Below are 20,076 nucleotides of genomic sequence, written 5' to 3'. Positions count from 1 at the left end.
AAAGATAACATTTCTTAGTTCTAGCGCAAGGTTTGTATGATAATTATCCGTCTGATAATGACAAGCGGCGATCACTCATTGCTTGCATAATAGGAGCGGCATTTAAAATACGCGCCCATGGCATTAATTCTTTTTCATTATCAATCATATAGGTTGTTAGCTGCTCTATGACTACATCTTTCAAATTCTCGCCATCCCAAGGTTTTGCTACATAATAATCTAAGCTTGCATTGTTCACCGCTTGCACTGTTTCTTCCAATCCTGCTTGGCCCGTCAGGAGTACCTTTCTTGCTGCTTTCGTTTCATCTTGTTGCTTTAATTCAATTAAAAAGTGAATTCCTGTTTCCCCTGGCATGATGTGGTCGCATAAAATCAGCGCAAGAGGGATATGATCAGCAATAGCATCAGCCAATACTTCTTTGGCTTCATCAACAGATTCTGCCGCCTCAAGGACAAAGTGTTCGCTTAACGGTTCAAGATCATGCAAAACGCTATCGAGCACTTCACGCTCATCATCAACACATAAAATCATATATTTGTTCATAAGACTTCCTTATGTAATTGGCTGGTTTGAATCTCGGTATGGTTGGAGTGCACAGGTAAGGTCACTATCATTCTGGTAAAGCGTTCTAGCTCTGATTCAATACGAATCTCGCCATTGTGTTGATGAATGATTTGCTGGCATACCGATAAACCAATGCCAAGGCCAAAATTACCTTCACGCTTCGTTGTGTAATTAAGCTCAAAGACCTTCTCTTGTTGTTCGAGTGGAATGCCTTTGCCGTTATCTTCAACAATAATATCAATGCTTTGTTGGTGGGTGTTGGGTGTAAATTGGGTCGTAATATGGATCTCGCCAGGTTCAGTTACGGCATCTAGCGCGTTGGCGACCAAATTCGTCCACACTTGCTGCAATGCGATTGGTTGGCAGCGAATATGGGGAAGTTCAGCATACTCTTTGGTGACATGGTGACGCTTTAGACGGTTTTCGAAGATGACCAAAGTATCTTCTAGTCCTTCATGCAGGTCGACATCATGAGTGGTTTCATCATCTTGACGAGCATAGCTTTTTAGGCTTTTTACTAAGTCTGCAATGCGGTGAGCACAAACATTGATGGAACGCAGAAAGTTCCCCATCTGGTAGTAGTGCTCCCATTCATCAACGACTGTTTTGAGCTGATTTTTCTGCGGGAGTAGCCAGCGTTCAATGCTATCGGCATCATCTAGGCCCATCAAAACGGCCTTACGAGCTGTTTGTCGATCGCCAAGAGTGGTTTCGAGTTGCTTTGCTCGTTGCCGTGTTTCGGATGTGGAGAGTGGGCGTGACTGCATTGCACGTTGTAAAATCACATTACCTAGCGTTTGGTTATCATGGGTGAGTTGTGATTCAGTCAGCTTACAGATGGTTTCTTTTAAGGTGTCGCTGCCGCGTAAAATGGCAGAAACGGGATTATTGAGTTCATGCGCAACGCCTGCGACTAACTGGCCGAGCATGGCCATTTTTTCTTTGTCGATGAGCTCTTGGTAGGCTTCATCGAGTGATTTCAGGGTTTGCTGTAACCGCATTTCGGTTTTGATGCTACCTTGTAAGCGGCGGTTGAAGTTGCGAAGTAGAAGGTTGGTGAAAAGAGGGAGCAACTCACTTTGGGAATTCATAACCTTGGTAAACAGTTGCCGATCTAGTTTAATGACATCGGTTTGGCACAGCGTAATCCCAGTTGAAAAAGAGGCTTCACCCGTTACGAAAGACATACCACCAATGAGATTGCCAGAGCCGACCCTAACCACTTCGTGTTTAAAGCTGTCCTCATCTTTTTTATATAACGCTACCTCCCCTCGGGTGATGAACCATAAGAAATTATTGGCTTCACCTTCGTGGGTCAGTACATGGCCTTCACTGTATGTGCGACACGCTTTATGTTCATCATTCCCTTGGAAGAAACTGTGTAAGGCATCGGTGACTTGGCTTGCCAGTGTTGCATCATCAAGGTGATCACCGTGGCGAATAAAACCAGATCGAAAGCTCGACATTTGTCGGTCGATATGGGCTTTTAGAATTCGGCGGTGGTCGAGTAGCTGACTGTACTTGAGCCAATCTTCGTCAGGGTGCTTGATGACATAGGTTGTGAGTTCTTTAGTAAGTACACGGTGTAACTCATCACGTTGCCAGGGCTTAGTTAAGCAGTAGTTGAGGCGTCCTTCGTTAACCGCCTGCATGATGACATCAATTTGTGGTTTGTCATTGAGCAACACAGTACGAGCACGTTTGGTAACGGGGTGATTATCTAATTGCACTAAGAAATCAACGCCCTTGTCTACCCCTAGATCATTATCACAAATGACCATCGCAGCTTGCTGACCTTGTTGCTCGATAAAAGCGAGCATGTCATTCGCCTCTTCGATGCTGTCTGCACCAATAATATCGAAGAGATCGCTGAAAGGACTGAGGTCTTGCCGCAGTCTTTCGACAATATCTGGCTCATCATCAAGACACAAAATGACAAAGCTATTCACGATGGGATCCTTGTAAAGTGCATTCTATTGTTAGTGTATGTTAAATGAACAATAGGGTCTGAGAGGCTGACAACAATTTGAACGTATTACTTGTTGATCCATAGAGGATTCATAGAGGTATGCATCACTTTGTAATACACTAGCCTTAGTTTATTTTTATGATCAGGGATTTTTATGACGCTCAAGAAAATTGGGGCAATTGGTGGTGCTATTGCGGTGGTGGTATGTTGGCCGATTGCAGTGGGTCAGGTTGGTGAACGTATTTATTTAGATACTGTTGGCAAGTATGAGAACCCTTACGTCAAAATTAGCAACGAGAGTTATGATCGTGGCTATTTAGGCTCTGAAGCGGTATCGCGCATTGAAGTAAAAGATGAATTTAAGCCGCTGTTTGAAGAAGAAGGCCTGCCATCAGTTTGGCATGTTTCGCACAAGATAAAACATGGCTTCCTTGGTATGACGTCAGAAAGCCAATTTGAGCTGGATGAAGGGCTACAAAAAGTGGCCGCGCAAGCTTGGGGTGACGGTGTTGCGCCAATTACATTCCAAACAGAGACATCACTAACACGCCGCACTGAGTTTAAAGTGGTGGTTAATCCCGTTGCTTATAAAGATGAATTTGGTTCCTCTGTGTCGAGTGAACCCTTCATTCTTGATGGTGTTGTTGATGCGAAAGGTGCTGGCGAGTTCCATTATCACCTACCACAATTCTCGGTGACAACAACTGCCAATGAAACCATGGCATTGAGTAACTTCTCTGGCGGTGGCAAAGGTGTGATGGATGGGCAATTTTGGTTGGGCAGTCAAAATGCACAGCTAGGATCAGTTCAATTCATCGACAGTAATAGCGATAAGGCGGTGAGCCTAACCAATATGTCAGTTGCGATGAGCAATGTGCTGACACAGCCTAGCAAAGATGCCACAGATGAAAATGCACGTCTGACCAATGAGAACAAAGTCACAATAGATAAAATAGTTTCTATTGATGGTAAAGATTACAACAACTTCAATTTTGATTTGTCTTTCATCGGACTCGATTACCCTGCTATTACACGTCTAGGTGACATGAGTGATGATATTAATGAGCAGATGACGCCAGAGCAGCAGAAAGAAGCGCTATTAGCGTTAGATTTGTTGGTGGCAAAAGGCCTGACACTGGCGATGGATGATTTGAGTCTAACGACGCCAATGGGGGATATTCGTAGCCAGATCCGCTTCGTTGTGTCACCGGGTTTAGCGCGTGCATCGCAAAATGTTGATAAGATAGCAGAGAAGCTGACGGGCAATATCGCACTTGAATTACCCAAAGATCTTGTTGATATGGATCCTGCTTTGTTAGAGCGAGCAACCATGATGGAACAAGCTGAAATTGTAGAGCGCTTAGAAGATAAGTATGTTTTAAACATGCAGGTTGAAGGTGACAAAGTGATTCTAGCCAATGGTGATCAACTGCCACTCGGCATGTTATTTATGTTGTTTATGTGAGCCAATTACGAGTGTTTAATAGCTGTCAGTTGTTTTAAATAGCTACCTTAAAACACAGAAAATATTCACAAGAACGCGTTATCTCGTTAGAGGTAGCGCGTTTTTTTATCATGATTTTTAGCCTGATAGTTTTTATCTATTGATGAAATACGTTATTTGTATTTAGTAATTTCAGATAAATAGACGACACTTAACACATAAAGGTTAGACAGATATGTTCTGTGACATGCTTGGATAACCCATCATATGCAAGACAGCGACTCGTTGATTCTTTGCATTAATTTTCTGCTCACACTTCTCTGCACACAATAAGATTTAGGGGGATGCATGGAATCGTTAAAAGTTAAAGACTATATGAATATGCGCCCGGTGACTTTTGATCCAAGTCAGTCGCTGTCTGCGGCACTTGATAAGTTATTAACGGCAAAACAAATTGGTGGTCCCGTTGTTGATGCTAACCGTCAGGTTGTTGGTTTCTTATCAGAGCAAGATATGATTCAGAAACTGATCAAGGTCGGCTACCACTGCCAAGATACACACACCGTGGGTGAGTGTATGCGAGAAGATGTATTAACTGTTTCACCCGATAGTTCTATTATCGAACTCGCGGATACCATGTCAGGGCAAAAACCAAAAATCTACCCTGTGGTTGAAAATGGTCAACTCGTGGGGGTGATCACTCGACGTGATGTGCTAACCGCTATCAGTAATCAAATTGGCGCATGCTTCCAGCATCCAGTATGATTTCGCTCAATAATTAAAAAGAATGAAAAAGGCGCACTATGCGCCTTTTTTGTCGTTAGTGTGTTTTCTCTTTTTGAGAAAAGGAAGTCATACCAATCGAGATTGGTATCAACAAAGGTAACCAAATGAGCGACCAGCAAGCAAAATTTGTCACGGGTTCACCCATGCGACACATCGCGGTGATGTCAGGAACCGGTGCGATAGGATTAATGGCACTGTTTTTAGTCGATCTGGTCGATATGCTATTTATTAGTATGTTGGGTGAAATTGAGCTTGCGGCGGCGATTGGTTTTGCGGGAACCTTAGTCTTCTTTTCTACCTCAGCGTCGATTGGTACATCGATTGCGATGGGCGCGCTAGTCTCCCGTGCGTTGGGGGCCAAGCAGCGTGATAAAGCACGTGATCTGACAATCAATGTCATGATGTTTGCGTTTATCATCAGCTGTGTCTTAGTCACTTTGATGTTATGGCAACTCCCTCAGCTACTTGAGATGATCGGTGCTAAGGGGAAAGTGGCTGAAGCTGCGACATCGTATTTAGTTATCTTGTTGCCTAGTGCACCTATGATCGCCATTTCGATGGCGGCAGGTGCTGCTTTACGTGGAGTGGGTGATGCACGTCGCTCTATGATTGCGACTTTGATTGGTGGCGGGGTGAATGCGGTACTCGACCCGATTTTTATTTTTGGCTTATCGATGGGCATAGAAGGCGCCGCCATTGCATCTGTGTTTGCGCGATTAGCAGTGCTTATTTTCTCGCTTCATGCCGTTATTTACAGACATGACTTGGTTGCTAGGCCTAACTTATCATCATTTAAAGCCTCTTTAGCTGGCGTTTCTGCCATCGCCTTTCCGGCCATTTTAACCAATACTGCTACGCCGATAGGCAATGCTTTTGTCACGAGCCATATCGCCCAATTTGGTGAGAGTTTTGTTGCTGGCTATGCGGTTATTGGGCGAATTATGCCCGTCAGTTTTGCCTTGGTCTTTTCATTATCAGGTGCTGTTGGCCCAATTATAGGGCAGAACTTTGGTGCCGAGCGTTGGGATCGAATAACACGCACATTAAAAGATGCTTTGTTGTTCACTTCGGTGTACTGCGTCATGGTGTCTGTCGTACTCTGGCTAGGCCAAGATGTATTGATCAGTATCTTTAGTCTTAAAGGGGATGCAGCTTACATGATTGGCATCTTCTGTACCTTCGTTGCGGTAACGTTTATTTTTAACGGTGCACTGTTTGTCGCTAATGCGGCGTTTAATAACCTTAACCGCCCAACATGGTCGACGGCCTTGAACATGGGGAAAGCTACATTAGGGACTATCCCTTTTGTATATATTGGCGGTGAAATCGCAGGTGCAGGCGGAGTATTGATAGGACAAGCGGTAGGCTCGGTATTGTTTGGTGTGCTGGGCTTCGCTTTAGTGATTCGTCAGGTGAAAACAATGGCGCGCGAGCATGAGCAGAAACAGCAAGAAGTTGAAGTACTTGAGCCTAGTGTGCCTATTACACCATTTTGTTCTTCTCGTACTTATATGGGGCAAGAAAATGTACTGGAAGAATCAATGGTGAATGAGCAAGAACAACCTGTGAAGTAACCGTATGCTCTTTATTTAATGCCTTTCTATGATCAGAAAGGCATTACTCTTCTTTATGCTTTCCTTTTTTAGCTCCACTATCTTTTTACTACTTAATTTCGTCACTCTGTCACATTCGTTTGCGGCAGTTATTGTCATATCTGTTTTCTCAAAGTTTGACCGATGTCACCGTCAGACTATGGAATGAGTTTAATGACACTCTTTGATTGATTTGTGTGACAAATTCGCGCAATAAAGGTGATGTAAGTCACGTTAATCCTGATTATGTGATCTTGGTTGCTGTTTTTGTTTGTTTTTATCAATTTGAGCTTATTCTTCAGCGAGTTAGCGTGTGCTTGTCGACTGAAAAAATTGTTTTGTTTCACTCTTTTATTGATCTAATCCGGTGAAAATACAGCGGTAACCACGCAATATAGCTCTTACTACTAAAGTATTAAGTTGCTTGGTTTGGTCGTTAGCAAACTGAGTAACAGACGAACGTCTTCATTGCGCTATCAACACGTTCGACAACAAGATTCAAATTAGTGTTTAAGGGAATATTCAAGCATGCGTCAATATCTTCGGTACATCATTCCGATCCTGATCCCTGTGATCATTTTAATGTTACCTGCGTCGGCGTTTCCTGTTGAAGGAATGACGGTGATTCAGCAGCGTGTTATCGCTATTTTCTTGTTGGCGGCATTATGTTGGGTCATGGAGCCGATCCCAATTTATGCCACATCTGTTGTCATTATCGTACTTGAACTTTTATTACTGTCAGACAAAGGTTTATACCTATTTCGTTTGGACCATGGGCAAGACCATTTTGGTGAATTGCTTTCCTATAGCGATATTATGGCGACCTTTGCTAGCCCTATTATTATGCTATTTCTTGGAGGCTTCTTTCTTGCGATGGCGGCGACCAAATATCGACTTGATGTCAACTTAGCGCGTGTTTTACTCCAGCCTTTTGGCCATCAACCTAAATATGTGATGTTTGGTCTGATGGTGATCACTGCGGTGTTTTCGATGTTTATGTCAAACACGGCAACCACGGCGATGATGCTATCAATATTAGCCCCTGTTATTGCGCTATTTGGTGATCGTGACCCAGGTAAAATTGCTTTTGCACTTTGTATTCCTGTTGCAGCGAATATTGGTGGTATCGGCACCCCGATTGGTACCCCTCCCAATGCCATTGCCCTTAAATATCTCACAGGTGAAAACTTAATTACCTTTGGTGAGTGGATGATGTTTGGTGTGCCTTTTGTGGCTGTATTGCTGATGTTTGCATGGGTCTTGATCAATAAATTGTACCCAGCAAAGCAAGAGAAAATTGAATTGACCATTAAAGGTAAATTCCTGAAAACACCTAAAGCGATAACGGTTTATGTCACTTTTGCACTGACAATTATCTTGTGGTTGATGGGGTCTACCCATGGAATGAACTCGTACACGGTGGCATTAATTCCAGTCGCTGTTTTTTCGTTAACGGGCATTATCAACAAAGAAGACTTAAAGAAAATCTCATGGGATGTACTGTGGTTAGTTTCTGGTGGTATCGCGTTGGGTTTGGCGCTGGATCAAACAGGCTTGGCTCGTTTGTTGGTACACAGTATTCCGTTTGATGATTACTCACCGTACGTTGTGCTTGTTGGCGCGGCAGCTTTGTGTTTAACCATGGCAAACTTTATGTCTCATACCGCAACGGCAAACTTGTTAATGCCAATTATGGCAGCGCTAGGAACATCGATGGCGAGCTTGGTTCCTCTTGGTGGTGAGATTACCTTAATCTTGATTGTAACCTTTGCGGCATCGCTGGGTATGTCTTTACCTATCAGTACGCCACCGAATGCTTTGGCACATGCAACGGGTCATGTGGAAAGTAATCAAATGGCGCGTGTTGGGGTGATTATTGGTGTTGTTGGTGTGGTGATGAGTTTTGTGATGGTGTGGCTATTACATCTTGTGAACTTCATTTAAAGAGCTTTGTGACTATCACAGTTTGGCACAGAGAAATGCGCCAAACTGGTAGTTATAGCGCCAGCCGTGATATTTGGAGATAACGTTTTTTTATGACAATAACAATGTCAGATATGAACAATAGCACCCCAACAACCCACAAAGCGGCCGCAAAAGGGATACATCGTCCTGCGGCCTTACAGCGTATTATTGATGTGTATTTTCAGGAAACAAGTCGAACCAAAACGGTGAAAGCGGGCACGCAAGTCCTTAAACAAGACGGCTTCAACGATCGCCTTTATTGGGTAAAAACGGGTGAGCTGTCTGGGTATTTGAATGCAGAAAAAAATGAACTGACCGCCAAAGTTTTTAGTGTCGAGCCGGGAATGTTTTTTGGTGTTCATAGCTTTTTTGCTCAAACACAGCAAGCTTCTACTACGGTCATTGCCGAGAAAGACAGTGTACTGGCGTGGATCGATCTGGCGACACCAGCGGTTGATGTTGAAACATTTGGCTCGCTGACCGAACAGTTTATGCCAGTCATGGTACATGAGTTAGCGCAGCGACAAATGTTAACTGGGTTACAGGCGATTGAAAAAGAAAAAGCGCTACAAAAATTGTATGCCGCTGAGCAAATGACAACGCTGGGCCAGCTTGCGGCGGGTATTGCTCACGAATTGAATAATGCGGTTGGTGTATTAAGTAGTAAGACCGAAATTGTTCAAGGTGCGATTTGTCAGTTCTTGGAAGAAAATAAGCCGAATGCCTCACCATTCATTGATTTAGGTATTTGCGAAGGACAATCCAGCACTTCAGCCCAAGTCCGACAACGCGCCAAAGATCTCGTGTCTCAGTATCCTTTACTTAGCCGAGAGCAAGCGCGCCAACTTGCTCGTGCATTACCACAAGGTGAAGTACCCGAATATTGGTTCGATGATATTGATGAAGCCTTGCAGTACTGGGATGTGGGGCGAGATCTACACGATATGCGCCTTGCAGCCAAGCACGCCGCAAATATTGTGCGTTCGGTGAAGCAGCTAGGTGGCAGCGATCAGGATTACCAATCTGATGTCGATGTGAATGACACCATTCATAAATCATTGGCTTTGCTGCAAAGTAACCTACGGCGCGTTAACGTTATTTTACGTCCTGCGGTATTACCGACAATAACAGCCAGCTCCACTGAACTGGTACAGGTGTGGGTCAATATAATTAAAAACGCCTGTGATGCGATGGAGCAAACGGACGAACCAAAAATCGAGATTATTACCCGCTACTCCAAGAATCGCCTGATGATCACTATCAGCAATAATGGCCCGATGATTGATGAAGTCACACGCCGGAAAATATTCCAACCTAATTTCACGACCAAAAAAGGCGGGTTGTCGTTTGGCTTGGGATTAGGACTGTCGATTGTTCAGCGTATCGTCCATAGCTATGGCGGAACGATTGCACTGAGAAGCGATGAAGATAAAACCAAATTTAGAATCAAACTGCCAATAGTTTAGCAATTTGTAAGGAACGGTTATGGAAAAGTTGAATATCATCTGCGTAGATGATCAAAGGGAAGTATTAAGCGCCGTACTCAAAGATCTCGCGCCACTTAATGATTACTTTCATGTAGAAGATTGTGAATCGGCAGATGAAGCGTTAGAGCTGATGGATGAGTTAGATGCCGAGGGTGAATTTATCGCACTGGTGATTTCAGATCATGTTATGCCAGGTAAAACAGGTGTCGAACTGCTTACCGAGATCTCACAAGACGCTCGCTTTTATGCGACGAAAAAGGTGCTGCTAACGGGGCAGGCAACGCATCAAGATACCATTGCCGCCATTAACCGCGCTCGTATCGAAAGTTACTTTGAAAAACCGTGGAAGGCGGATGTACTGCTAACAACAGCGCGTTCACTGATCACTGAGTATGTCTTTGATATGGGGCTAGACTATCAGCAATGGACTGATATTTTAGATAATACTGTCGTCTTCAGGCGGTTACGCTAATCTGAGTGGATAACACTCAGTGAAATGTTTACGCCTAAAATGAAAGAAAGCCTGTTCATAGCAGTGAACAGGCTTTGAAGAATATCTTCTAAGAAAAAGCAGTGGCACTATATATGACCTGCTAATGTGCGAAATGTTCCCACTATTTCCACAAATAATTGAATACTTTTCCCCTGCCGAATTTTTTGCAACCCCCCTTCTTGCTTCATCAAGCATCCTCTGTTCAATAAACGTGATTATTCAGATGGGTTATTAAAATGTGACAGGTATACGCATAAAGTATCATTAGATCTGTGATCATAATAATCAACATGAAGTGTTTAATACTTGTTAAAAAACATGATGAGATGTAAAGTTCAAACATGTGTTTAATACAGGTGAATGAAAATGGCAGTGAAAGGAGAAACAAAAGGGCGAATTCTGGATGCCGCTGAACTGCTTTTTGCGGAGCATGGTTTTAATGAAACCTCGTTACGTACTATCACCAGTAAGGCTGGCGTTAACCTCGCTTCGGTAAATTATCACTATGGCGATAAGAAAACCCTAATACGTGCAGTGCTAGGCCGTTATCTAGAACAGTTTGTCCCTGTGTTGATAGAAGAGCTTGAATCGCTTCTATCGCATGATGAAATTACCATGGAAGATGTATTTCATTGTATCAAGCGGCCATTAGTGCAGCTTGATGATTTTCGCCCCTATGGTGCGAGTAACTTTATGTCCTTGATTGGTAGAGGTTATACCGATGTTCAAGGGCACCTTCGCTGGTTCATTGTTACGCAATATTCAGATGTTTTGAACCTATTTACTAATGCTGTGTGCCGTGCAAATCCATCTTTAGATCCTGAAACCCTTTTCTGGCGCTTGCATTTCACCCTTGGCGCGTCTGTTTTCACTATGGCGTCAAGCACGGCATTGCGTCAAATCGCAGAGAATGACTTCTCTCGCAAAGTGACTACCGCAGATCTTATTGATCGCTTGGTGCCATATTTGGCAGCAGGCGTCGCAGCACCAATCGAACAAAGTTTGTCGCTGGTTAGTGATGAACAAACTGGAACTCTGTAATGCCTACGTAGATATAAAAACAAATAGTCGATCATCGATAAATGAGACAAAAGGACCTGAAAAATGAGCACTTTAACAAATTTGCGTCAACGCTATCTCAGTGAGCCCGCTTTTAAGATGTTTAAGAAAGTGCTGCCTCCACTATCGGATACCGAGCGAGAAGCGATGGAAGCGGGTAGTGTTTGGTGGGATGGTGAGCTCTTTGGTGGTTCCCCTGAGTGGAATACGCTACTGAATTACCCTAAACCTCAGCTCACGGATGAAGAGCAAACATTTATCGACACCAAGCTTGAAACCTTGTTGGCGATGTTAGATGACTACAAAATTGTGCAAGAAGACCGAGACTTGCCGCCAGAGGTATGGGAATACCTGCGCAAAGAGAAATTTTTATCACTTATTATTGGTAAAGAATATGGCGGGATGGACTTCTCGGCGCTGGCGAACTCAACCATAGTTACTCGTATAGCCACACGCAGTTTAAGTGCTGCGGTATGTGTCATGGTGCCTAATTCATTAGGCCCGGGTGAACTATTGACGCACTATGGTACTCAGGAACAAAAAGATTATTGGTTACCGCGTTTAGCTAATGGTGAGGATATCCCATGTTTTGCCTTAACTGGTCCAGAAGCAGGATCGGATGCCGGCGGGATCCCCGATCAGGGAACGGTTTGTTATGGTGAGTTCGACGGCGAGCAAGTGTTAGGGATCCAATTAAATTGGGATAAGCGTTATATCACACTGGCGCCTGTTTCAACGGTACTTGGTCTTGCGTTTAAGCTACAAGATCCTGAAGGCTTGTTAGGCGATAAGCCGGATCTTGGCATTACTTGTGCGTTGATCCCAACCGATCATCCTGGGGTAGAAGTGGGTATGCGCCATGACCCACTCAATATGGCATTCATGAATGGGCCGACACGCGGCAATGACGTGTTCATTCCAATGGAGTGGATTATCGGTGGTCAAGACTTTGCTGGTCGTGGCTGGCGTATGCTGGTGGAATGTTTGTCAGCAGGTCGCGGTATTTCACTGCCTGCATTGGGCGCTGCAGTCGGCCATATGACAGCACGTACCACAGGGGCGTATGCTTATGTTCGTAAGCAGTTTGGTATGTCGATTGGTAACTTTGAAGGTGTGGCTCAGGCAATGGGGCGTATCGGTGGTTTCACTTACATGCTTGAAGCATCACGTACCTTGACAACGACCTCGCTCGACCAAGGTGAAAAGCCTGGGATTGTGACGGCCATTGCGAAATACCACATGACGGAAATGGCTCGTACTATCTTAAATGATTCGATGGATATCCATGCTGGGCGTGCTATCCAGATGGGGCCGAAGAACTACCTTGGTCACCATTACTTTGGTATGCCGGTGGCGATCACCGTTGAAGGGGCCAATATTCTTACGCGTAACTTGATGATCTTTGGCCAGGGGGCAACCCGTTGTCATCCTTTCGTCTTAAGTGAAATGGAAGCGGCTGCGAATCCAGATGCTGACCAAGGTGCGAAAGAATTTGATGCTTTGTTGGGTAAACACATCAGCTTTGCGATTGGTAATGTCTCTAAGTCACTATTAAACGCATTCACTGGTTCACGTTTTAATCGATCACCTGTAAGTGGTGAAACTGCGGAATATTATCGTCACCTTTCACGTATGAGCCGTGCATTGGCTGTTGCAGCAGACTTCTCAATGCTCAGTCTTGGTGGCGAGCTAAAACGTCGTGAACTTGTATCGGCGCGTTTGGGCGATGTATTGAGCCATCTGTACTTGGCGTCAGCAACCCTTAAGCGTTTTGAAGATGAAGGCCGTCAGCAAACCGACTTGCCTATGGTGCATTACGCCCTTCAGCATTGTTTACATAAATGTGGTGTTGCGTTCGATGAAGTTATGAACAACTTCCCGCGTAAAGGTGTAGGGCGTCTATTACGTACCTTGTTGTTCCCGCTCGGTATTCGCTATCAAGCACCAAAAGATGAAGTCACTGTTGAGATTGCACAACTACTCATGACCCCAGGGGCCCATCGTGACCGTTTAACCAAACTTTGTTATGTTGGAGAGAAGGACGGTGACCCGATTGCGATCATGGAGCGTGCTTTTATCGCGTTGCAAGATGTGAAAGACATCGACCGTAAATTGATTAAAGCCATCAAGGCGGGTGAAATTCCTCGTAAAGCGACCCTCGCGGAAAAGCTGGAACTTGCACTGGCCTCTGGCTTGATTACGGACCACGAAGTCGAGAAAATGAATCATGCTGATGCGCTTCGTCGCCGTGCTATTTCGGTGGATGATTTTGCCTCTGACGAGTTTACCCGCATTGCATTAGAATCAGGTAAAGCCGCGTAAACGCAATTGTGATAGCACACTGAAAAAAAGCCACGACCTCGTGGCTTTTTTATTGTTATCTAGTGTGCTTTTATAAGTTGTGATGCATACAATTTAGCGGTTATGCAAATTTTAAGCGAGGAACGTAAATTCGAAATTAAATCTCACCCTTTCATACAAAATATAAATGTGAAAGATTGAAACATACAGTGCTATCAATTAATAACAATGTGATTATCTGGTAATAACATTAAATAATCGTCACATGTGTGTAGTTAACGATTATTAATTTCCATTTGGTATAAGTGAGTCAATATCAGCTCATATTAATTTATATGACAAAAGTGTTTTGTTCGTACTATAGCGATATGCTAGCTTTTTTATAAAGAAAATTTCTGCTTTTATTTTATATGCCTCTTTACTGAGGATTTAACTTATCGCAGGTTTTTTATATCTCCTTTTGAAATAAAAAATACAAATATTTATTCATTAGGGCTATTTATAAAAATAAAAAGTAGCAAAGGGATTTATATGCAGTTCTCTAGTATTAAGCAACACATAATGTTGTTTGGTGGTGCGAGCTTACTTACCGTTACATTAGCTATGGTGGGCTATAGCCATTTTAGTGGTAACAGCCTGCTTCATGAATTAGATGAGTTAATATTAACAGATGCTGAAAGTGTTCTGATTGAACAGCTTAGTCTTTCTGCTGAGGTTGAAGCGCAAAAAATAAATATTATTTTTAATGAAGCAATTTATATATCGACTAATTATGCTCAGTCATTCAGTGGTGAAGATCCTGAGATGACAAGAGAGGGATTAATTAATCTTCTCGGTAATACAATTAATAATACTGAAAATATCATTGGTATTTATTCTGCATGGGAGTTCGATAAATTTAATGGACAAGCCCGAGATTATATCAATGACAAATATTCCCAACCAAATGGTTCTTTTAGTCCGTACTATAACCGTTCGCCATCTGGCGAGATTGTATTAGAGGCATCTTACCCTTATTACAATCATAACTTAAATGCGACAGGCGTACGTGATTCTGAGTGGTATCTATGTCCAATGGAAAAGAAAAGGGCATGTGTTATTGATCCTGCAAGTTACACCATTCAAGGTGTATCGACATTAATGAGTTCATTTGTTGCGCCTATTTTGCGGAATGGGGAATACCTTGGCATGTTCGGGGTTGATTACTCGCTCGCATTTCTACAATCATTAGCAAAGTCGACATCGTCTAATTTATTAGATGGACAGTCGCGAGTCGTTATTTTAAGTGCGGCAGGCATGATTAGCGCGGACAGTGCAGAGCCATCTAATATAGGCAAAAAGCTGTCATCAACACCATTGGAAAATTTGTTGATGTCGCGACAAGTTGGCGAAACCATAGTGAAGGGTAACGACTTGATCGCAACAGCGGGTTTTGAAACTAGCGGTACGCAAACCCAGTGGGAAGTTGTTGTTATCGTGCCGGAGGATATCGCACTTGCGAATGCTCAAGCCATTGTGGATACAGTCATCTCACGCTTCTCTGATAATTTAACAGGCCAAGTGATCGTTGGTTCAATTGCAGGCTTATTTGGGCTTATATTGATGTGGTTTGTATCACTCTCTATTGTTGCGCCGATTAGTGTTTTGGTTACAAGAGTTAAAGCGTTGACGCAATCAGGTGGCGATCTGACACAATTTATTGATATCGATCGTAAAGATGAAACGGGTCAACTCGCGACACATTTAAATACCTTTATTGGTGATGTACGCGGTATTGTCAGTGATATTGCAGGGTCCGTTGAGTCATTAACGGAAAGTGTGTCTGCGACAGCGGCCGTTGCCTCGCAGGGCCAAACAAATATTTTGGCGCAGCGACAAGAGATAGAGCAAGTTGTAACGGCAACGAATGAAATGTCTTCGACCGCGCACAGTGTGTCTGATAATGCGCAAGAAACTGCCGATGCAGTATCTTTGACGCAAGGTTCGGTTAATCAAGGGCAAGAAGTTGTTGAGGCAAACGCCAATGGCCTAAGAGACCTAGCGCAAAACGTTGTTGAAGCAACTAAAGTGATTGAGCAACTTGAAGTCCAAAGTAACGACATTGGTAGCATCTTAGATGTTATACGTAATATCTCTGAACAGACGAATTTACTGGCATTGAATGCTGCTATTGAAGCGGCTCGTGCTGGTGGACAAGGGCGTGGCTTTGCGGTTGTTGCTGATGAAGTACGAAATCTTGCGACAAAAACATCGGACTCAACAGATGAAATTCAGTTGATGATTGATGGTTTACGCAGTAGCAGTAAGCAGGCGGTTGCGACCATGCAGAAAAACCGCGAGTTAAGTAGCGCCTGTATGTCTCATGCGGAAGAGGCTGTTAAGGCCTTGAACGAAGTCAGCGTCCAAAGTGGCAAGATCCAAGATATGGCACACCAAATTGCGAGCGCTGCCGAAGAGCAAGCCGCGGTGACAGAAGAAGTTAACCGCAGTATCGTTGCGATTAATGATGCCGCTGAAGAAATTGGCCAAGGCTCTCAACTGTCACAGGATGAGTGCGAGAAAGTGTCAGGCTATACATCTGATGTGCGCGCAAAAATTAATCATTTTAAATACTAGCCACGTATGAATCAGGCTTTAGTCTTGCTTGATGTTATTTTACTCGTGCAAATATCATCGGAGTGACGTGGTTGTAAATTCGCCAATCATGATCAAACTTCCGTGAAATAGAGAGGTTAGCGGCAGTGTTAGAGGCTTATTGCATCAATAACACCTCCAACCACTGCCGTTTTTAACTATTTATCGCATAAATCTAATGCGAAAAACTCAGTAACCTTTTATCCTTACTGGCAATTATGTAAGGGAAGTTGAAGATGATCATCAAACCTAGAATTCGTGGATTTATTTGTACAACAACGCACCCAGTGGGTTGTGAAGAAAACGTCAAAGAACAAATTGCTTACACTAAAGCACAAGGTCCAATTGCCAATGCACCTAAGCGTGTACTTGTAGTTGGCTCATCAAGTGGTTACGGCCTATCATCACGTATTGCTGCGGCATTCGGTGGTGGCGCATCGACTATTGGTGTGTTCTTTGAAAAAGCAGGTACAGAGAAAAAGCCGGGTACAGCAGGTTGGTACAACTCAGCAGCATTCGACAAGCTAGCGAAAGAAGAAGGTCTTTACTCTAAGAGCTTGAATGGCGACGCTTTCTCTCATGAAGCAAAACAAAAAACCATTGATTTGATTAAAGAAGATCTTGGTCAAATTGATATGGTGGTTTACTCACTTGCATCACCAGTGCGTAAAATGCCAGAAACGGGTGAAGTGATTCGCTCTACGTTGAAGCCAATGGGCGAAACGTACACAGCGACAGCCGTTGATACCAATAAAGATGTATTGATTGAAGCAAGCATTGAGCCTGCAACGGAGCAAGAAGTTGCTGATACCGTTACTGTAATGGGTGGCGAAGATTGGGAACTTTGGATCAACGCGCTTTCTGAAGCTGGCGTGCTAGCAGACGGTTGTAAAACGGTTGCTTACAGCTATATCGGTACTGAAATCACCTGGCCGATTTACTGGCACGGTGCGTTGGGTCAAGCGAAAATGGATCTTGATCGTGCAGCAAAAGCGCTGGACGAGAAACTGTCTGCAAACGGTGGTTCTGCAAACGTCGCTGTACTAAAGAGTGTGGTAACGCAAGCAAGTTCTGCGATTCCTGTAATGCCACTGTACATTGCAATGGTATTCAAGAAAATGCGTGAAGAAGGCGTACACGAAGGCTGTATGGAGCAGATTCACCGTATGTTTACGCAGCGTCTCTATAAAGCAGACGGTACAGCGCCAGAAGTGGATGCTGAAAACCGCCTTCGTTTAGATGACTGGGAGCTACGTGAAGATATTCAAAAACACTGCCGTGATCTATGGTCGACAGTAACGAACGAAAACCTATTCGACGTTGCTGATTACCAAGAGTACAAAGATGAATTCTTGAAGCTATTTGGCTTTGGCATTGAATCTATTGATTACGAAGCCGATGTAGCAACACTTGTTGAGTTTGATGTTCAAGACATCTAATACTCTTTAGAGTTGATAAGAAAAAACCGCCACAAGATTACATTGAAGTGGCGGTTTTTTTGTACCTGCAATTCGCTAAATATGCTTGCTCAGTTTCCCAACTAACACCTAATTAGTGTTTAGGTAAGCGAATGATGAACGCTGCACCTTCAAGCTTAGAGGTCTGCACATGGATGCGACCTTGATAACTGTCGACTAACTCATGACACACAGATAAACCAATCCCTTGGCCGGGATTGAGCTGATCTGCTCGCACTCCTCGTTGGAAGATAGCCTCTCGCATTTTATCGTTTACACCTGGGCCATCGTCTTCAATGATGATGATGTAGTGATCAGCATGCTCTTTGACGCTTATCTGTACTGTACTGATACAGAAGCGGTAGGCATTTTCAAGCAAGTTGCCGAGTAACTCCATCAAGTCATTACGGTTGATGGGCAGCTTTAGATTTGGATTAAATTTATAGACAAGGTTAACGTCTTTATCACCGTAAACCTTGCTGAGTAAACGCTGAAAGCTGTCAATGGTGGGCTTTAACTCCGTCATGGCTTTCTGTAAGCCTTGTTGTCCCATCATGGCTCGTTTTAGCTGATACTGAACCAATTCATCCATTTGACTGATCTGTTCCATTACACGTTGATTGAGCATGTTACGGGTCAGTTCTTTGTCATCAAGTAAAGCATTGGTTGCGGCTAAGCGCGTTTTTAGACTATGCGCCAAGTCATCCATTGCATGACGGTAGCGACCTTTTTGATCTTCAGTAATGCGAATTAATCGGTTGAGCGCCGATGTAACCTCTTGTAGCTCCATTGGGTAATCTTGATCCAATGCCTCACGCTTTGATTCAGTCATTTGATCTAACTGATTAGCAAGTTTACGTAACGGTTGGAAGCTCCAATGGAAAGCGGCAATCAAAAAGGCAACGGCGATTAGTACAAATAAGCCGAGGTAAAAAGTGGTGCGCTTATGGAGTTGCGATAAAGCTGATGCATAATCATCTCCGGATCGGAGAACAACAAGACGGAATGTATTGCCATCTTCTTTATGCTCAGTACCAAAGTTCGAGACAATGAAGTTAACCCCTTCGCTATTTTGGATCAGGTTTGGGGCAAAGAGCTCATCGGGCACATCTTCACAGATATTGTTGAGCTTGGCATCTTTGGCATCGTCAGACAGCCAAACAGTCTCCGACTTTTGATTACACACCACAGACATATAGTCTGTTTTTGATGGATCAATAGATCGAATCCATTTATCGACATCTTTAATTAACCCTGCTCGATTAAGTTGCGCGACTACCATCGGCATCTGGGTGGCGAGATCAGAGGAATAAGCGGCAATATAACTTTGGGTATAAAGTTGGTTAATTACCCCTGCGAGTGCAGAGGTAATAAGTACGATAATCGCCACCGAGGTAACGAGTACCCGACGGCGTAAGCGTGGTTGAATAATATTACTCATTGAGCATGCAGCTCGAAAATATACCCTTGGCCACGAATGGTTGATATAGGGTTATCCTGACCCGCTTTGACGATCTTCTTACGCAGGCGGCTGATCATGACTTCAATCGTGTTTGGGTCACCTTCTTGGTCTTCGTAAAGCACATCTAATAAGCGTTGTTTAGAGACCACTTGACGGCTATGGCGCATTAAGTATTCAAGTAAATCATATTCAAATGCTGTTAGTTCAAGTGGATTCTCTGTAATGAACACTTGTTTAGCGAGCAGATCCACGCGAATTTGCCCCGCTGACATTTCGGGCTTAACAAAACCTGCACTACGACGAACCAGTGCACTCAAACGAGCCACCATTTCTTCTTTTTGGAATGGCTTCACCAAATAATCGTCCGCACCAGCTTCAAGGCCTGTGACTTTATCTTGCCAATTTGAACGTGCCGTTAAGATCAATATTGGTAGGCGTAAGCCTTGTTTACGCATGTCTTTAATTAGACTGATACCGTCACGGTCAGGTAAACCAATATCGACAATGGCGATGTCGTTAGGGTAATTTTTTGCAAAGAATAAGCCCTCTTCAGCAGTATCGGCACACTGAACTTGATTACCTAATTCGGTAAGCTGGGATTTTAGGTGATGACTGAGGATGGAATCATCTTCGACGATAAGAATTCGCATAATGTGAGTACCCAGATATAAAAATATTTCATTGAATATACTGAATAGATGAGAACCTTGCGAATATCAAGATGGTAAATCTGTGACTAATTCAAGGTTTTCTGATTCAGCGCCCGAACATAGTGTCTAAATTGTCACTGGTGACGTGTTTTAATGAGCGAAAAGCCTATATTTTGAAGAGGCTAGGCTATCACGTACAGCGCTTGTGTTCG

Annotated in this window: 14 protein-coding genes; 10 read left to right on the top strand and 4 right to left on the bottom strand. The window is 43.6% G+C overall.

Translation table 11 applies throughout. The annotated features are described in order from the left end of the window. Nucleotides 1–43 precede the first annotated feature (43 nt). The gene (locus OCU77_RS11740) at nucleotides 44–544 is read right to left on the bottom strand and encodes a response regulator (protein ID WP_048900211.1); all 501 of its coding nucleotides are present in this window, start codon (nucleotides 542–544) and stop codon (nucleotides 44–46) included. Further along, nucleotides 541–2,514: an ATP-binding protein gene (locus OCU77_RS11735; protein WP_048900210.1), complete on the bottom strand. Its 1,974-nt coding sequence runs from the start codon at nucleotides 2,512–2,514 to the stop codon at nucleotides 541–543. Before OCU77_RS11735 ends, OCU77_RS11740 begins: the two co-directional genes overlap by 4 nt. Nucleotides 2,515–2,688: 174 nt before the next feature. Between OCU77_RS11735 and OCU77_RS11730 the strand changes: the two genes are divergently transcribed. The 10 genes from OCU77_RS11730 (at nucleotide 2,689) to fabV (ending at nucleotide 17,734) form a co-directional block, all read left to right on the top strand. After that, entirely contained in the window at nucleotides 2,689–3,999 is a 1,311-nt protein-coding gene (locus tag OCU77_RS11730) for a DUF945 family protein (protein WP_048900209.1), read from the top strand. Between the two features lie 327 nt (nucleotides 4,000–4,326). Continuing rightward, nucleotides 4,327–4,743, top strand: a complete 417-nt coding sequence (locus OCU77_RS11725; RefSeq protein ID WP_048900208.1) for a CBS domain-containing protein — start codon at nucleotides 4,327–4,329, stop codon at nucleotides 4,741–4,743. 125 nt (nucleotides 4,744–4,868) lie between these two features. Continuing rightward, nucleotides 4,869–6,338, top strand: coding sequence for an MATE family efflux transporter (locus OCU77_RS11720; RefSeq protein ID WP_048900207.1), 1,470 nt, complete (start codon nucleotides 4,869–4,871; stop codon nucleotides 6,336–6,338). A gap of 546 nt (nucleotides 6,339–6,884) precedes the next feature. After that, nucleotides 6,885–8,300 carry an SLC13 family permease gene (locus OCU77_RS11715; RefSeq protein WP_107302888.1) on the top strand — a complete coding sequence of 472 codons (1,416 nt, stop codon included), beginning with the start codon at nucleotides 6,885–6,887 and terminating at the stop codon, nucleotides 8,298–8,300. Nucleotides 8,301–8,458: 158 nt separating this feature from the next. After that, entirely contained in the window at nucleotides 8,459–9,787 is a 1,329-nt protein-coding gene (locus OCU77_RS11710) for an ATP-binding protein (RefSeq protein WP_048900245.1), read from the top strand. 19 nt (nucleotides 9,788–9,806) lie between these two features. Continuing rightward, entirely contained in the window at nucleotides 9,807–10,280 is a 474-nt protein-coding gene (locus tag OCU77_RS11705; protein WP_048900206.1) for a response regulator, read from the top strand. Nucleotides 10,281–10,667: 387 nt separating this feature from the next. After that, nucleotides 10,668–11,342 carry a TetR/AcrR family transcriptional regulator gene (locus OCU77_RS11700; RefSeq protein ID WP_048900205.1) on the top strand — a complete coding sequence of 225 codons (675 nt, stop codon included), beginning with the start codon at nucleotides 10,668–10,670 and terminating at the stop codon, nucleotides 11,340–11,342. Between the two features lie 63 nt (nucleotides 11,343–11,405). After that, nucleotides 11,406–13,682: an acyl-CoA dehydrogenase gene (locus OCU77_RS11695; RefSeq protein WP_107302887.1), complete on the top strand. Its 2,277-nt coding sequence runs from the start codon at nucleotides 11,406–11,408 to the stop codon at nucleotides 13,680–13,682. 510 nt (nucleotides 13,683–14,192) lie between these two features. Further along, complete coding sequence (locus tag OCU77_RS11690) at nucleotides 14,193–16,277, top strand: methyl-accepting chemotaxis protein (protein ID WP_048900204.1); 2,085 nt, start codon at nucleotides 14,193–14,195, stop codon at nucleotides 16,275–16,277. Between the two features lie 254 nt (nucleotides 16,278–16,531). Further along, entirely contained in the window at nucleotides 16,532–17,734 is a 1,203-nt protein-coding gene (gene fabV / locus OCU77_RS11685) for an enoyl-ACP reductase FabV (protein WP_048900203.1), read from the top strand. Between the two features lie 112 nt (nucleotides 17,735–17,846). Here the strand turns inward: fabV and OCU77_RS11680 are convergent, their stop codons facing one another. Together OCU77_RS11680 and OCU77_RS11675 are read right to left on the bottom strand one after the other, a co-directional pair. Next, complete coding sequence (locus tag OCU77_RS11680; RefSeq protein ID WP_107302886.1) at nucleotides 17,847–19,193, bottom strand: ATP-binding protein; 1,347 nt, start codon at nucleotides 19,191–19,193, stop codon at nucleotides 17,847–17,849. After that, nucleotides 19,190–19,864 (bottom strand): response regulator, encoded by a 675-nt coding sequence (locus OCU77_RS11675; protein ID WP_048900201.1) that lies wholly within the window; start codon nucleotides 19,862–19,864, stop codon nucleotides 19,190–19,192. Before OCU77_RS11675 ends, OCU77_RS11680 begins: the two co-directional genes overlap by 4 nt. Between the last annotated feature and the right edge of the window lie 212 nt (nucleotides 19,865–20,076).

The sequence above is a fragment of the Photobacterium swingsii genome (genome assembly GCF_024346715.1).
In the GTDB taxonomy this organism is placed as follows: Bacteria; Pseudomonadota; Gammaproteobacteria; order Enterobacterales; family Vibrionaceae; genus Photobacterium; species Photobacterium swingsii.
Note: the sequence above shows the minus strand (reverse complement) of the source record. Positions and strands in the feature narration are given on the sequence as shown.

Coding starts and splice junctions, on each gene's coding strand:
- OCU77_RS11740 (WP_048900211.1), bottom strand. CDS start 544: ATGAACAAATATATGATTTTATGTGTTGATGATGAGCGTGAAGTGCTC.
- OCU77_RS11730 (WP_048900209.1), top strand. CDS start 2,689: ATGACGCTCAAGAAAATTGGGGCAATTGGTGGTGCTATTGCGGTGGTG.
- OCU77_RS11725 (WP_048900208.1), top strand. CDS start 4,327: ATGGAATCGTTAAAAGTTAAAGACTATATGAATATGCGCCCGGTGACT.
- OCU77_RS11720 (WP_048900207.1), top strand. CDS start 4,869: ATGAGCGACCAGCAAGCAAAATTTGTCACGGGTTCACCCATGCGACAC.
- OCU77_RS11715 (WP_107302888.1), top strand. CDS start 6,885: ATGCGTCAATATCTTCGGTACATCATTCCGATCCTGATCCCTGTGATC.
- OCU77_RS11705 (WP_048900206.1), top strand. CDS start 9,807: ATGGAAAAGTTGAATATCATCTGCGTAGATGATCAAAGGGAAGTATTA.
- OCU77_RS11700 (WP_048900205.1), top strand. CDS start 10,668: ATGGCAGTGAAAGGAGAAACAAAAGGGCGAATTCTGGATGCCGCTGAA.
- OCU77_RS11695 (WP_107302887.1), top strand. CDS start 11,406: ATGAGCACTTTAACAAATTTGCGTCAACGCTATCTCAGTGAGCCCGCT.
- OCU77_RS11690 (WP_048900204.1), top strand. CDS start 14,193: ATGCAGTTCTCTAGTATTAAGCAACACATAATGTTGTTTGGTGGTGCG.
- fabV (WP_048900203.1), top strand. CDS start 16,532: ATGATCATCAAACCTAGAATTCGTGGATTTATTTGTACAACAACGCAC.
- OCU77_RS11680 (WP_107302886.1), bottom strand. CDS start 19,193: ATGAGTAATATTATTCAACCACGCTTACGCCGTCGGGTACTCGTTACC.
- OCU77_RS11675 (WP_048900201.1), bottom strand. CDS start 19,864: ATGCGAATTCTTATCGTCGAAGATGATTCCATCCTCAGTCATCACCTA.